General features: G+C 63.3%; 17 protein-coding genes and 1 tRNA gene. 12 read left to right on the top strand and 6 right to left on the bottom strand.

What is annotated here, in order from left to right:
* The first annotated feature begins 2 nt into the window (after positions 1-2).
* The 8 genes from P6U24_RS31440 (at position 3) to P6U24_RS31405 (ending at position 5,187) form a co-directional block, all read left to right on the top strand.
* A complete protein-coding gene (locus tag P6U24_RS31440; RefSeq protein WP_315743085.1) occupies positions 3-389 on the top strand; it encodes a phage tail protein in 387 nt (128 codons plus the stop codon).
* Positions 389-598 (top strand): tail protein X, encoded by a 210-nt coding sequence (locus tag P6U24_RS31435; RefSeq protein ID WP_407156298.1) that lies wholly within the window; start codon positions 389-391, stop codon positions 596-598. Before P6U24_RS31440 ends, P6U24_RS31435 begins: the two co-directional genes overlap by 1 nt.
* A complete protein-coding gene (locus P6U24_RS31430; RefSeq protein WP_407156297.1) occupies positions 595-1,677 on the top strand; it encodes a phage late control D family protein in 1,083 nt (360 codons plus the stop codon). The genes P6U24_RS31435 and P6U24_RS31430 overlap by 4 nt, the downstream gene beginning before the upstream one ends.
* Before the next feature lie 73 nt (positions 1,678-1,750).
* The gene (locus P6U24_RS31425) at positions 1,751-2,638 is read left to right on the top strand and encodes a glycoside hydrolase family 19 protein (protein ID WP_407156296.1); all 888 of its coding nucleotides are present in this window, start codon (positions 1,751-1,753) and stop codon (positions 2,636-2,638) included.
* A gap of 10 nt (positions 2,639-2,648) precedes the next feature.
* Entirely contained in the window at positions 2,649-3,017 is a 369-nt protein-coding gene (locus P6U24_RS31420) for a hypothetical protein (RefSeq protein WP_407156295.1), read from the top strand.
* Positions 3,018-3,074: 57 nt separating this feature from the next.
* Entirely contained in the window at positions 3,075-3,545 is a 471-nt protein-coding gene (locus tag P6U24_RS31415) for a hypothetical protein (RefSeq protein ID WP_315762349.1), read from the top strand.
* Between the two features lie 5 nt (positions 3,546-3,550).
* Complete coding sequence (locus tag P6U24_RS31410) at positions 3,551-3,889, top strand: hypothetical protein (protein ID WP_315743075.1); 339 nt, start codon at positions 3,551-3,553, stop codon at positions 3,887-3,889.
* Entirely contained in the window at positions 3,886-5,187 is a 1,302-nt protein-coding gene (locus P6U24_RS31405; RefSeq protein WP_407156294.1) for a hypothetical protein, read from the top strand. The genes P6U24_RS31410 and P6U24_RS31405 overlap by 4 nt, the downstream gene beginning before the upstream one ends.
* A gap of 29 nt (positions 5,188-5,216) precedes the next feature.
* Here P6U24_RS31405 and P6U24_RS31400 read toward each other — a convergent pair whose 3' ends face one another.
* A complete protein-coding gene (locus P6U24_RS31400) occupies positions 5,217-5,495 on the bottom strand; it encodes a hypothetical protein (protein WP_407156293.1) in 279 nt (92 codons plus the stop codon).
* 74 nt (positions 5,496-5,569) lie between these two features.
* On the bottom strand, positions 5,570-5,899 hold the full coding sequence (locus P6U24_RS31395) for a hypothetical protein (protein ID WP_407156292.1): 330 nt from the start codon (positions 5,897-5,899) through the stop codon (positions 5,570-5,572).
* Between the two features lie 305 nt (positions 5,900-6,204).
* Between P6U24_RS31395 and P6U24_RS31390 the strand changes: the two genes are divergently transcribed.
* Both P6U24_RS31390 and P6U24_RS31385 read left to right on the top strand, forming a co-directional pair.
* The gene (locus P6U24_RS31390; RefSeq protein ID WP_407156291.1) at positions 6,205-6,438 is read left to right on the top strand and encodes a hypothetical protein; all 234 of its coding nucleotides are present in this window, start codon (positions 6,205-6,207) and stop codon (positions 6,436-6,438) included.
* A 482-nt stretch (positions 6,439-6,920) separates the two neighbouring features.
* Complete coding sequence (locus P6U24_RS31385; RefSeq protein ID WP_407156290.1) at positions 6,921-7,148, top strand: hypothetical protein; 228 nt, start codon at positions 6,921-6,923, stop codon at positions 7,146-7,148.
* A gap of 694 nt (positions 7,149-7,842) precedes the next feature.
* On the opposite strand, the gene P6U24_RS31380 is transcribed toward P6U24_RS31385, so the two are convergent.
* The 3 genes from P6U24_RS31380 to P6U24_RS31370 all read right to left on the bottom strand — a co-directional run bounded on the left by P6U24_RS31380 (position 7,843) and on the right by P6U24_RS31370 (position 10,200).
* A tRNA-Val gene (locus P6U24_RS31380) sits at positions 7,843-7,917 on the bottom strand.
* 221 nt (positions 7,918-8,138) lie between these two features.
* Positions 8,139-9,428: a hypothetical protein gene (locus P6U24_RS31375; protein ID WP_407156289.1), complete on the bottom strand. Its 1,290-nt coding sequence runs from the start codon at positions 9,426-9,428 to the stop codon at positions 8,139-8,141.
* Positions 9,429-9,594: 166 nt separating this feature from the next.
* Positions 9,595-10,200 carry a DUF1134 domain-containing protein gene (locus P6U24_RS31370; RefSeq protein WP_407156288.1) on the bottom strand — a complete coding sequence of 202 codons (606 nt, stop codon included), beginning with the start codon at positions 10,198-10,200 and terminating at the stop codon, positions 9,595-9,597.
* A 115-nt stretch (positions 10,201-10,315) separates the two neighbouring features.
* On the opposite strand from P6U24_RS31370, the gene P6U24_RS31365 reads away from it, so the two are divergent.
* On the top strand, positions 10,316-10,831 hold the full coding sequence (locus tag P6U24_RS31365) for a YHS domain-containing (seleno)protein (RefSeq protein WP_407156287.1): 516 nt from the start codon (positions 10,316-10,318) through the stop codon (positions 10,829-10,831).
* A gap of 21 nt (positions 10,832-10,852) precedes the next feature.
* Here P6U24_RS31365 and cysQ read toward each other — a convergent pair whose 3' ends face one another.
* Complete coding sequence (gene cysQ, locus P6U24_RS31360) at positions 10,853-11,695, bottom strand: 3'(2'),5'-bisphosphate nucleotidase CysQ (protein WP_407156286.1); 843 nt, start codon at positions 11,693-11,695, stop codon at positions 10,853-10,855.
* Between the two features lie 276 nt (positions 11,696-11,971).
* Here cysQ and chpT point away from each other — a divergent pair, with 276 nt between their 5' ends.
* Positions 11,972-12,661 (top strand): histidine phosphotransferase ChpT, encoded by a 690-nt coding sequence (gene chpT, locus P6U24_RS31355; RefSeq protein WP_407156285.1) that lies wholly within the window; start codon positions 11,972-11,974, stop codon positions 12,659-12,661.
* Positions 12,662-12,675: the final 14 nt, after the last annotated feature.

Below are 12,675 nucleotides of genomic sequence, written 5' to 3'. Positions count from 1 at the left end.
TCATGCAGAGCACAGTCCTCCTTGCGCTAGGCTCCTATCGCTTCTCCGTGACCACAGGAGCCTATCAGAAGTTCGAGCGCACGACCGCTTGGCGGTGGCCTGCGACGGAGCGGATCGGCGTGGCACCGGCGAAGCAGTACGTCGGACCCGGCGAGGATGAGATCAGCATCGAAGGCACGATCTATCCGCACTATCGCGGCGGGCTTCGGCAGATCGACCAGATGCGCGCCCAGGCCGGTCTCGGGCAGCCGTTGCCGCTTATCACCGGCTTTGGCCGGTTTCTCGGGAATTGGTGCATCGAGAAGATCAAGGAGAACCAAGACTACCTGATGTCGGACGGTGCGCCCCGCAAAATCGAGTTCACAATCGACCTGGGGGCTTACTCCTGATGGCTGAGACCTACACTACGCAAGAGGGCGACACGGTGGACCTGATCGCCTGGAACCGGTTCGGCGTCACGCACGGCGCGACCGAAGCGATCCTGCGCGCGAACCCCGGCCTCGCTGCCGCCGGCACGAAGCTCCCGGAGGGGCTGACGGTGACGATCCCGGCATTCACCCCGAAGAAGGTCACCGCAGCCGCGAGGATTTGGTCGTGACGCCTGCCGCCCGCATCGTCCTTGACGGGAAGGACATCACCGCGAATCTGATCCCGGCTCCCTTCGGGCTGCCGTTGGAAGGCGGCGGTCGCGTCATCGCGGGCGGACTCGGTAGCAATTGTCCGTTGATCTCGCTGACCATTCAGGATCACGAGGCCAAGAAGTCCGACTCCTGCGAACTGGAACTCGATAATCGGGAATACATCCCGTCGCCGGGGAAGGGCTCGAAGCTGGAAGTTTGGCTCGGCTTCGTCGAGACCGGCGTCAACTACATGGGCCTCTATCAGATCGATTCGTGGACGAAGAAGGGGCGGCCGAAGATCATGACCGTGTCGGCCAAGGCCGCCGGCCTGACGACCGAGATCAAGGCTCCGAAGTCGCGCTCCTATCACGAGAAGAGCGTGGAGGAGATCGTGCAGTACATCGCCGGGCGCAATGGCCTGCGGGCGATCGTTGCCGGCGAACTCGGCAGCCTGAAGCCGGGTCACCTAGATCAGTCCAACGAGTCCGACTTGAACTTCCTCACACGGCTCGCCGGCCGGATTGGTGGCAACTTCAAACTGGCGAACGGGACGGTCATCATGAACAAAGCGGGCTCGGGCCTGCTTCCCGGCGGCGACGCGGCCCCGACATTCGTGCTGATCGAGACCGGACAGACTGAATGGGATTGCACCGGCTCAACGCGCGGTGACTACAACTCCGTCGAGGCAGCGTGGCACAACGTCAAGAAGGGCGAGCGCGAGTGGGTACAGGCCAGCGGTGGCGGCGGCAGCGGGCCGAAGCATCGCGTCCGTAAGCTGTTCAAGACGAAGGAGGAGGCCGAGGCGCAGGCCAAGGCCACGAAGGGCGCGCTCGCTCGTGGCAAGAAAATCTTCGGCGCCGGCTTCCCCGGCCGCACCGAGATGTTCGCCGGGGCAGGGATCACGGCAACCGGCTTCGATCCCGACTGCGACGGCAGCTACACCATCAAGTCGGCGACGCACACACTCAACAGTTCGGGCCTTAAGACCCGCATTTCCTGCGAGACCGCAGGCGAAGGCGACGGCGATACGTGGGGCGGTGGCGGCGGCGAGGAGTAGGCGAGGGCTACTAAAACGGTCCCGTCAAACGCGAAACGATTAGCGATGATGCTCTTAACAAAAGAGGTTCATCGTGACGATCAAGATCGACGCCGCTTCCATCAAGCAGATTTTCCCGCGCGCGCCGCAAGAGGTGATCGATGCGTTCGCCTCGAAGCAGGCTGCGCTCGACGCGGCGGGTGTCACGCATACCCGCACGCGGCTGACCGACTTCTTCGCGAACATCGATCATGAGTGCGCCGGCTTCGCGCTGAAGGGCCTCACCGAGAATATCAACTACACCGCTGAGCGCATGGCGGCGGTGTGGCCGAACCGCTTCAAGAACGCCGCCGCCGTCGTTGCGAAGTATGGCTCCGCTCCCGGTTGGCAGAAGCGCGCGTTCGACGACATCTACGGCAATCGGATGGGCAACCGCCCCGGCACGCACGATGGCTCGACGTACATCGGGCGCGGTGGTCCGCAGTGGACCGGGCGCGATGGCTACGCGGCGCTCGCGCAGCGCACGGGCCTTCCCGCCGTCGAGACGCCGGATGTCGCGACCAATCTCGACAAGCAGCCCGAAGTCTGCGCCGCGTTTTGGGCGTGGAAGAACCTCAACCCGAAGGCGGATGTTGGCGACTTCACCGGGCTCGTGAAGATTTGGAATGGCGGCACGAATGGCCTCGCCGAGCGCAAGGCCAACGCGGCTCGTATCGCGCCTATCGTCGCTCGCATGGAAGGCTCGCCGCCGACCGCAACGCCTCCCGCTGATGTCTACGCGGCGGCGACGCGGAAGGAGCGCGCAGGCGTGGCCGCCGCCGCAGCGGCAACCGTCACGACGAGCGTCGGCGCCACTTCGCCGCAGCCGGCCCTTCCGAAGGTCGCGTCCGTCGTCGGCATCGGGTTCGGAATCGTCGCGATGGTCGCGGCGATTGTTTTGATCGCACGGAAGAAGCAGGCCGTGCTTGCTAACTGGTTTTAGGAGAGCAGCTATGTTCTACGTCGTTCTCGCACTGACCGTCGTCACCGCGTTCGCGGTAGCCTACGTCTTCCTGATCCGGCCGTTCCTTCATTCGGTCCAGAAGCTGAAGGCTTTCTTTGATGACGCCGATACCTTTTGGGGGAAGGTGTGGGCTCTCGTCTATCGGTCGGCCACTGTCGCATGGTCATACGCCATGCTGGTTTTCGGCACGCTTTTCAATCAGCTTGACACCATCGCGGGCGCGCTTGGCGACCCCGACCTCAAGACGCAGGTCTCGAACTTCTTTTCCGCTGACCCGAAGGTCCTTGGATGGTTCCTGATGGGCGCCGCCGCTGTGACTCTCGCCGCTCGCCTCCGGTCAATCGCCAAGTCGGTCTAGGGCGCCGGCTCGTGTCGGGAGCCTCGACTCCCGCCGATCTCTTCGGAAGGACAAGCTATGCTCGCTGCGCTTTTTACTGGCCCGATCATCTCCGCGTTGGTCAACTCGATCTTCGGCAACATCACGCAGGCGTTCACGGCGTATCTCAACAAAGAGATCAGCGAAGCGCAACTGAAGGAACAGCTCCAGGCGGCCATGCTGTCGGCCTTCGCCCAGGTGGAGAAGGACTACGCGGCGTCCCTGACGCAGACGTTCCAAAGCTTCATGCAGGCGGCGGCGCAGTCGAAGCTTATGCAAGCGGTGTGGGCGTCGGTCGCATTGTCCCAGCTTATCGTTTTGATCTGGCATCAGATCGGCATCCCCGCAGTGAGCTTCTTCCTCGGCGTTCGTTATCCGTCGTCCGGTGCGACTGTTGATTGGGCCTATGCACTCGTCATGTTCTGCCTTGGGGGCGGCGCTATCTCGATGCGGTTTGGCCCCGGCAGCAACTCCATCAGTTCGCAAATCAAGACCCTCACCGGGAAGTAACGCCAGTGATCACGATCCCGGAATGGGCCATCGGCATCCTCGGCACCCTGGTCGGTGGCGTGATCGGCCTGCTAATTCGCAACGCGGTGTCGCATACGAAGAACGAAGCGTCCGCGAAGGCAGGGCAGGCAATCGCCAATGAAGCGAAGGCCGCCGCAGCCGAAGCCCACCGGCTTGCGGCTGCGCTTGAACGCGAACTCGCGCAGTTCCGCGAGAAGGTCGCCGAGGAATACGCGACCATCCAACTGATCGACCGGATCGAAGAGCGTCTGGTCGGAGCGTTGGATCGTATCGGCGCGCGCTTCGATCAGTTCCTATTGACTCAGGGCGGAAAGCAAAAGTGATCTCGGACAAGCAGAAGAAGGAAGCCGTCGAGGCGTGTCTGCGCGAGGGCTTCGAGCCGTGGCGCTCGAAGGTGCGTGGCAAGGGTTCGGCTGTTCTCGAAGCCGGGCGCCGGCTGAAGCTCAATCGCAACGCGCTCACCGATTGGTGCCGTGCCCAAGCGGCGCTCGCCTCCGATGGCAAGAAGAACTTCCTGCCAAACTGGAAGTTCTATGTCGCGCCGGTGCCGGCGAACGACAATACGCCAGTGGGCCGCCGCGAGCTTCACGATAGCGCCTATTGGCGCACGCGGGCACACGCGATGGAGAAGGAGTTGGCGGCCATCGAGAAGCTTCTGGAAGAGGTCGGAGGCATCCGCAGTCTCGACGTACCGAAGCCGGAATGGCTCCTGAAGCACGGCACCGGCAAGCGCAACCGCTCCGTGCTCTCGATGCTCTTCACCGATCTGCACATGGGCGAGGTCATCGACCCCGACGAGATCATGGGCCTCAACGCCTTCAACCCGGCGATCGCCGAGCGCCGGGTTCAGCGGTTTTTCCAGGCGGCGTGCGAGATCGGTCCGCGCTGGGCGGCCGATACCAAGGTCGAAGGTATGCTGCTCAACCTCGGCGGCGATCTGATCTCGGGCGACATCCACGAAGAGCTTCGCATCACCAACGGGCTCACGTCGCACGAGCAGGTTCGTGCGGTCGTGTCGATCCTGATCGCGGGCATCAAGTTGCTGCTCAAGGTCTACCGGCGCATCCACGTCACCTCGGTTCCGGGGAATCATGCCCGGACTACGTTCAAGCCGACCGCCAAGCTGTACTCGAAGCTGTCCTATGACACGCTCATTGCTCAGATGGTCGCAGACGCCTTTGCCGGCGACGCACGCGTGACTTTCCAGATCACGCCGTCCAACGATGCCATCATCCCGGTGCTGGGCTATACGGCCTTCCTAACGCACGGTGACAAGATGGGCACCGGCGGCGGCCAAGGCTTTGCCGGTCCGCTCCTTCCGATCGTGCGCGGCACGAAGAAGGTTGAAGCCCAGCAAGCCAGGGCGCAGCGTCGGCCGGACATCATTATGCACGGCCACTATCACCACTCGGCCAATCCCGGCCCGGTGTTCTCGAACGGCGCGTTCCCCGGCTACAGCGAATACGGCAACGGCCTGCGTGCTTCGCTCGAACTGCCGCAGCAATGGCTCTTCCTGATTCATGAGACCTGGGGCGTCCGCGAGCGGGCCGAGATCAAGCTGGAAACCCCGGCGATCCCGGCACGGCCGGCAAGCTCGATGCCGAAGGAGATGGCAGCATGAAGGGGGCCGTCATCTCGGCGGCCGCCGCATTACCAAGGCTCGAAATAGCCCTCGCCGTTGTTCTGGATGTATTTGAGGCTCCAGGCTTTCTCTAGGTCGGTCGAGCGACAGTCGAGCCGTGCGATGTGGCCGCGTTCGTTTTCGCCCACAAATGTCAGGCTCATCGGCCATGGACAGTTGAGCCCGGCCTGGGCCACCCTTTGCCGCACGGCGTTTTGCAGCGGCTTGTCCAGGGTGAGATCCTTGCCTTCGAGCGCGAGGGCAGGGGTGCACAACAGCGCGGCTACGATCGCGATGGCAGTTCGCATAATCAAATCCCTTCGAAGACGATGCCTCGCGTCAAATTTACGCGGAGCAGAGGAGGCGGGCCTCTATCGATAGTCTAGTCCGACGCGACCTGCGTCTGATTCATCCAAAGGCAGGCGGACTTGCCCTTGGCGCGAACGCAGGCGAGCCCGTTCGCGGACAGGTCTTCGACGACGATTTGGCTGCCTTCGGACAATAGGATGCAGCCTTTCGATACGGCGTACCTCATCCCCTGGGAAGGGTCGCTCTGACCGAGGCTCATGACCTTCCTCACGATCTCGACGCTCGGGCAGGCCAGCGCGTCATCATCCTTGATGTGACCGGGTTTTCCGATCTCGGGGACGGCGCTCGCGGAGGCGATCCCGGCAGCCAGGGCGACGACGGTAAGGGCTACTCGAATGGGCATGTAACGGGTCTCCTAGTCGGTATTGTGCTGTCATTCGCCGCTCAGGCGGCCCCGATTTGGAGCACAGTTGTGAAGATGTAAATACCTCCCGAGTTGATGGAACGTTTGATCTTTGAGACCCGAGAACCCGCACCCTTGTCGAGCAGGCGCCAAGCTTAACGCTTCGGCCATCATCAACACGAAAATGGGCGGTGTTCTCGGGGCTCATTGGCACCGGGAAGAGATCGGAAATCCTTTCACGCGGGCTGGACTCTTTGTTCTGTTTTTGTTCTAGTGCGCCTCACTCCTAATTTGAGGGTGAGAGGATGCCGGACATTGACGAAATCCGCGCAGAGATCGAGCGTGCGCGTAAGAATGTCGGCCGGATGCGCCGTGACATTCTCGCGCTTCAGAAGGCCGGAAGGCCAACGGCGGCCACGGAGGTTGATCTGCAAAGGCTGCTCGATCGGATCGATACGTTATGCGAGCAGCGCGATAGGCTAAAAGCCACCCTTCCGAATCCGATGCATGGAAAGGTGCTTGGTGGTCGCTCATGGTGAAGGTGACGCCATTCCGATGGTTTGACACTGACCCGCACACCACGCCTTTTCTCCGCGCGCTGGACACGTTGCGACGTGAGGCGACGAGGGAAGCTGGGTGTTACCATCATGTACAGGCGATAATCATCGCGATTGACCAGTACGCGGAGGGCGCAACTGGCAATCGGGCTTACTTCATGACACCGCCGACTGAGCTAAATTCGAGACCAGAAACAAAATGAGATCACCTTATGAGCGCCGGCTTGAGCGGGAAGCTTTGGTCGCTGGGCTTCTAATTGGCGCTTGGTGCTTGTGGCGTCTCGGCCGCTGGCTGCTTTGGTGATCCACACCGCGCTTCGTGTGGTCGCGCATCTCAAAGAGCGGCATTGTTCCGTGGAAACCGGAGCTGGCCTCAATTGGTTATTGACAAACACGATCGATGTCCGCATTATGCGGACATGGCTGAGCGGATAGTCCCCGGCCGATTGAGAGGCAGAGCCCCAATGACGGACGTTACGACGATGGATCAACAAGAGCAGATCGCACGCATCGAGCGCGCTCAAGAAGAGGTCCGCAAATTCGTCGCCGAGCAGCACAAGCTCACTGCGGAGGCGCGGAAGCTGACCCGCGACGCCGCGCTCGCGCCGTGGCAACTGGTCGTCACGGCAATGACCGCCGGTGCTGCACTGTTCGGTGCGGGTGCGGCCTTCACAAAGTTGCTCGGGCCATGACCGGAGCGCGTCTAATCGAATGTCTGGCCTCGCTGCGGTGGACGCAGCGGGGCCTCGCCGCGATCCTCGAATGCGATGATCGCCTAGTTCGCCGATGGGCATCGGATCAGGCGGACATCCCGGCCAGCGTTGCAGCATGGCTTGAGACCTTGGCGGAGGCGCACGATGCGCTTCCGCCGCCAGTCGGATGGAAGCGACGACAATCTGCTTAAGGCCCACTCGGGTGCTCCCGGCGGGTGTTGCTGTTCGCTAGTTGCTACGAAGGTTGCGCCGATCTTTTGAGTATCCGATCGCAAACGCGATCAGAAATATAATCGAAATGCCAGTCAGCATCTGAGCAACGTTCTCGATGATGCCATCGCCAACCCATGGTGCGTATCTATTGCCGCGCCACTCAAGCAGTATGTCAGCTAGCACGTATGCTATGCCGACGAGTAATCCACCAAGTCCCCACCGCCACTTCGCAGACATGACGACCCCCAAAGTCGAACTAGTTACCGATTTCAGAACTTAGATGAGTCGGGACCAAATACAGAGGGCCGCTTAATCCTTGGGAACGTGCCGAGAACAGACTGCACGGATTTTGCACGGAAATGCACGGATGTTCTTACCCCGTTCGGCCCTTTTGTGCCCCCGTGTGCCCTGACGTATATAAAGGCCACCGAGATTTTTGCAGCGATGTCAGAGGGTTCGATGGTGGGCGCACAAGGGATCGAACCTTGGACCTCTCCCGTGTGAAGGGAACGCTCTCCCGCTGAGCTATGCGCCCGGATTCCGGTCGAGACGACACGCAAAGCGGTCCCGGTCCGAAGGTCTCCGTCGGAGAGCGCGATTTACGAAGCCGCGGCCCCCGGTGTCAAGGTTTTGCGCGGGGCTTCGAGCCAAAAAGGCGGGTGCGGCCGGCCGGTCTTGGGACGGGACCAGCGCCAGACCCTTCCAATGTGGCGTGAGCAGCCGGTGGGAGAGTGATCTTCCCTGAAAACCGCCCGATCAAGCCCCGATCTGGCGGGCGCGCGAGGCGTGCGACTGCAGTGCGCGGATGCGCTCGGCGAGCGTGCCGCCTTGACCATTCCCTTGGCCATTCGCCTGAGCTCCCATCGGCGTCACGTCGTTGGCATTGGCCGGGCGGGCCGGGGCGGGTTCGGCTGCCAGCATGGCCTCGATCGTCGAGTTTGGTCCTTCGATCTGCATCGCGAGCTTGGCGACCTCGGCGGCGATGTCGTTGATTCGCTCGCGGAGCAGCGCGTTCTCCATGCGCTCCTGAGCCCAGGCGCTCTCGGCCTGCTGCTGGATCTGGTGGAGCTCGCGCTGCAGCTTGCCGCGCTCGTCGCGGGCAAGCCGGAGCTGCTCTTCGACCGCGGCCTTCTCGCTGCGCAGCTTCTCGAGCGCCGAAGATTTGCCTCCGCTGAAGCCTTCGACCTCCTCGCGCAGCTCCTTCAATGTCCGCTCGGCGGCGTCATTGGCCTGCCGGAGCTGGTTGTTCTCGAACTCGCGTTCGGCAAGCAGCTTGCCTTGAGTGGCGAGCCGTCCCTCGAGATCGGCGACCCGGCCGGACAGCATCTCGGCCTCCTTGACCTGGACGATCAGCTGGCGATCGAGATCGCTAACACGCTGGCTGAGATTCTCGACCCGGCTGCGCGCATCGGTCAGCTCGCGCGTGGCGGTCTCCGAGGCACTGCGCTCCTGGGTGAGGCGGCTCTGCGTGCTGCTGACGTCCCGTTCGGCCTCGCCGACGCGGGCCTTCAATTCCTCGATCTGGGTGCGCACCGTCACCAGCTCGACCTGCCGGTTGTCGGCCAGCATCGCGCGGTCGTTCAGCTCGGTCGAAAGCCTGGTCAGCTCGTTCTGCTTCTCTTTCAGCGCCTGCTCGGCCGCGCGGAGCGCCTCGGTCTTGGCGGCGAATTCCTCCTCGGTGGCGCGCAGTTGATCCTTCAGCGCCTTCTCGCGGGCCTCCAGGGCGAAGATCGCGGCGTTCTTCTCGCCGAGCTCGATCTTCATCCGGTTGATCGCATCGGTCTTCTTGCCGAGCTCGGCCAGCTGGCTTGTGGTCTTGCTCTTGAGCGTTTCAACGCTCATCTCGAGCCGGCGTGCCGACATCGCGAACTCGGCACGAAGCTGATCCTTGTCTGCCTGGATCTCCGCCATCGACAGCGGCGTCGCGGCCTCCAGGCGGCGCGTGGTCAGCCGCACCGCCCGATTGTGCACGAGCGGCACGATCATCAGCGCACACAGCATCGCGACCAGAAAACCGATCGCAAAATACATGAGCGGCTCGACCATACGCGCGACTCCCGTTGGCTTAGAGCATGATCCGGAAAAGTGGAGACCGGTTTTCCGAAAAGATCATGCTCAATCTAGGGGAATCACATTGCCATGCCCGCGGGCATGAAAGAAAGCCTCAAGCCGCACTAAGCTTGATCGGACGGCCTGCTGTGTCGGGCGGGTATCAGAACGGGTTCCAGGTGGCGCTCGGCGTGTACTTCAAATAGCCGACGTTGGCGCCCAGCCTCAGACCGATGCCGGAGCGGATCGGCACCAGCACGATATTGTTGGCGGTGAGCGCGGTCATGCCGAAGCCGCCGACGATGTAGGCCGAGCCGTCGATGCCGACGAAGCGCTGGTAGATCGCGCTGGTCGAGGGCAGGTTGTAGACCAGCGTCATTGTGCGGGCGCCGTCGCCGCCCCAGTCGAAGCCGACCGACGGCCCCTGCCAGTAGACGCGCAGATCGCCGGCGTTCTTAGTGTACAGGGTTCCTTCGCCATAGCGCAGCCCGGCGACGAACGCGCCCGAACCTTCCTCGCCGAGAACATAGCCGTTCGGCAGGCCCCATTGGCTGACCGCGCGCTCGATCACCGAGGCGAGGCCGCGCGAGACGTTGCCGAAGAAGCGGTGGCCGGCGTTGACCAGCTCGTCCGTGCCAAATGTGTCAGGGCTCGGCGCGCGTTGCGGCGGCGGCAGGTTGGGCGGCGGAGCCTGCTGCGCGGCCACCGACGCGGTCAGGCCGAAAAAGGCCGCGAGCGTCATTGCGGCGAGGCGTGAGGCGAAAGTCATGGAAAAGTCCCCTGCTATCGAAGTTCCGACCACTGCTTAACCTAACGCCAACCATGAGCAGCGACTGTCGGAGAGGGGGCATGCCCCATCGACTCTCATGTTATCGGCATCAACTATGACGGCACAACGGCAACAACAAAACCATGGAGGGCATTGGCCGCTGTTTCGTCGCGGAATTGCCCTGTTTACGCTGCTTGCCGGCCTCATAGCGCAAGATCTTGCGGGGCACGCCGCCATTACCGAACGGATCGTGACTGATCGTTTCTCGGGGCTCGCCATCGGCGGTTTCGATCCGGTCGCCTATTTCGTCGACAGCAAGGCGGTCATGGGGCTCGAGGATTTCGAGGCTTGGCAGGGTGGGGTGGTCTGGCGCTTCCATAACGAAGGCAACCGCGCCTCCTTCCTGGCTCATCCGGAAATCTACGGCCCGCAATTCGGTGGCTACGATCCGGTCGACGTCGCACGCGGGGTGACTGTGGCAGGCAACCCGCGCCTCTGGATGATCGCCGGCGAGCGGCTGTTCCTGTTCAGCCGCGAGGCAAGCCGCGAGGCCTTTGCCGCCAATCCCGAACGCTACGTGCAGCGCGCCAACGCGCGCTGGCAGACCCTGCAGCAGGAGCTGTCGCGCTGATCGCGTCCACTCTAACCGGCCTCACAGCACCGGTGCAGCCACCGACGGATCACCCCAGGCGATGAACGATGGCACAATGAAGCCGTCGCGGCGCTCGCCGAAGCGCAAGCACGCGCCGGTCTCGTCGGTGACCTTGCCGCCGGCGGCCGTCACCACCGCCTGTCCGGCCGCGATGTCCCATTCCGAGGTTGGCGCCAGCCGCGGATAGATATCGGCTGCACCTTCCGCCAGCCTGCCGAACTTGACCGCGGAGCCGAGCGGCAGCCGGATGGCGCCCGGCCGGCCCTGGATGAAGGCCTCGGTGCGCGCATCGCCATGCGAGCGGCTCACCGCCGCAACCCAGGACTCGCCGGCCTTCGGCATCTGCCGGGTCTGGATCGGTTGCGCGGTGCCAAGGCCGGCCTCACCGATCGCCAGCCGCTCGGCGCCGCGCCCGACGATGCCGCGCCACACGAGGTCAATCGCCGGTGCGCAGATGATGCCGAGCAGCGGCGTGCCGTCCGTCACCAGCGCGAGATTGACAGTGTATTCGCCGCGGCCGGCGACGAATTCCTTGGTGCCGTCGAGCGGATCGATCAGGAAGAAGCTGCCGCGATAGGGCGCGGCGGCAGGCTTCGCGCGCTCCTCGGACAGGATCGCGATGTCGGGCGCGATGCTGGCAAGGCCATCATGGATGACACGGTCGGCGGCGAGGTCGGCTTCGGTCACCGGCGAGCCGTCGGACTTGTCCATCACGGCCATCGCACGGCGGTTGACGGCAAGGATGGCGCGTCCGGCCTGCACGACGAGCTCGGTCAGGGGCTCTATCAGGGCGGCGGCGGCAGTGGCGTCGATCCCGTGAGCCGAAGGGGCAGCCTGCGTCATCTGCAGCGTCCGTGTGCTGCGGCTCGGATGATCTCTCGGTGAATCCTGCGGATAGCCGTCATGGCGCTTGCCTTCTTTTGCCTGCATGTTGCCAATGTGGCGCCGCTTTAGCCGCAATCGGCGGGTTTGTCGCGGCCTTCATCCCAGGGCGACATCGCCGGTCTTTTCCGGCCCGGTCTCCAGCTTGGTGGCGGCCGCTGCTTTCGCAGTGTATCAAGCCCAGAAAGCACGTATGATTCGCATTCGCCCCAGATCTGGGATTTCCAGGAACACCGAATGTCCGACACGTCGTCTCCAGCTATCTCGTCTGCAGGTCTTGCATCCTCGTCAGCGGCGCCGGGTCCCGCACCCGACAAGCTCGAGCTGGCCGCGCTGCTCTGTTCCAAGGTTTGCCATGATCTCATCAGTCCGGTCGGCGCGATCGTCAACGGGCTCGAGGTGCTCGACGACAATCCGAAACCCGAGGACCGCGATTTCGCGCTGGAGCTGATCCGCAAGAGCGCCAAGACCGCGTCCGCCCGGCTGCAGTTCTGCCGCCTGGCTTTTGGCGCGGCGGGCTCCTCCGGCGCCCAGATCGACCTTGGCGATGCGCAGACCATGGCGCGCGGCCATATCGAGGATGCCAAAACCTCGATCGAGTGGAATCTGCCGCGGCTGCTGCTGCCGAAGAACCGGGTGAAGCTGCTGCTCAACATGCTGGTGATCGCGCAGCAGACGATACCGCGCGGCGGTCGGCTGACGGTCGATCCGGTCGGCGAGGGCGAGACGATGAGCTTCAAGGTCAGTGCGACCGGGCTCAACGCGCGGCTGCCGCAGAACATCGTCACGATGCTGGGCTCGGCCCATGAAGGGCCGATCGATGCCCATGCGGTCCAGCCTTACTACACGAGCCTGCTCGCGGAGTCCTGCGGCCTGAAGGTATCGCTTGCCGCCGAAGGGGATGCGATGGTCGTCTCTGCGTCCTGATATCGCAGGCACCG

It is taken from the genome of Bradyrhizobium sp. STM 3557 (assembly GCF_045571465.1).
Taxonomy (GTDB): Bacteria; Pseudomonadota; Alphaproteobacteria; order Rhizobiales; family Xanthobacteraceae; genus Bradyrhizobium.
The sequence above is the reverse complement of the archived record's forward strand: the minus strand, read 5'-3'. Positions and strand labels throughout refer to the sequence as shown.

What these genes read in the sequence shown, in the direction of transcription:
- P6U24_RS31365 (WP_407156287.1), top strand. Translation starts at nt 10,316, where the DNA reads ATGACGGCACAACGGCAACAACAAAACCATGGAGGGCATTGGCCGCTG.
- P6U24_RS31420 (WP_407156295.1), top strand. Translation starts at nt 2,649, where the DNA reads ATGTTCTACGTCGTTCTCGCACTGACCGTCGTCACCGCGTTCGCGGTA.
- P6U24_RS31400 (WP_407156293.1), bottom strand. Translation starts at nt 5,495, where the DNA reads ATGCGAACTGCCATCGCGATCGTAGCCGCGCTGTTGTGCACCCCTGCC.
- P6U24_RS31375 (WP_407156289.1), bottom strand. Translation starts at nt 9,428, where the DNA reads ATGGTCGAGCCGCTCATGTATTTTGCGATCGGTTTTCTGGTCGCGATG.
- P6U24_RS31415 (WP_315762349.1), top strand. Translation starts at nt 3,075, where the DNA reads ATGCTCGCTGCGCTTTTTACTGGCCCGATCATCTCCGCGTTGGTCAAC.
- P6U24_RS31395 (WP_407156292.1), bottom strand. Translation starts at nt 5,899, where the DNA reads ATGCCCATTCGAGTAGCCCTTACCGTCGTCGCCCTGGCTGCCGGGATC.
- cysQ (WP_407156286.1), bottom strand. Translation starts at nt 11,695, where the DNA reads ATGACGCAGGCTGCCCCTTCGGCTCACGGGATCGACGCCACTGCCGCC.
- P6U24_RS31385 (WP_407156290.1), top strand. Translation starts at nt 6,921, where the DNA reads ATGACGGACGTTACGACGATGGATCAACAAGAGCAGATCGCACGCATC.
- P6U24_RS31435 (WP_407156298.1), top strand. Translation starts at nt 389, where the DNA reads ATGGCTGAGACCTACACTACGCAAGAGGGCGACACGGTGGACCTGATC.
- P6U24_RS31440 (WP_315743085.1), top strand. Translation starts at nt 3, where the DNA reads ATGCAGAGCACAGTCCTCCTTGCGCTAGGCTCCTATCGCTTCTCCGTG.
- P6U24_RS31370 (WP_407156288.1), bottom strand. Translation starts at nt 10,200, where the DNA reads ATGACTTTCGCCTCACGCCTCGCCGCAATGACGCTCGCGGCCTTTTTC.
- P6U24_RS31390 (WP_407156291.1), top strand. Translation starts at nt 6,205, where the DNA reads ATGCCGGACATTGACGAAATCCGCGCAGAGATCGAGCGTGCGCGTAAG.
- chpT (WP_407156285.1), top strand. Translation starts at nt 11,972, where the DNA reads ATGTCCGACACGTCGTCTCCAGCTATCTCGTCTGCAGGTCTTGCATCC.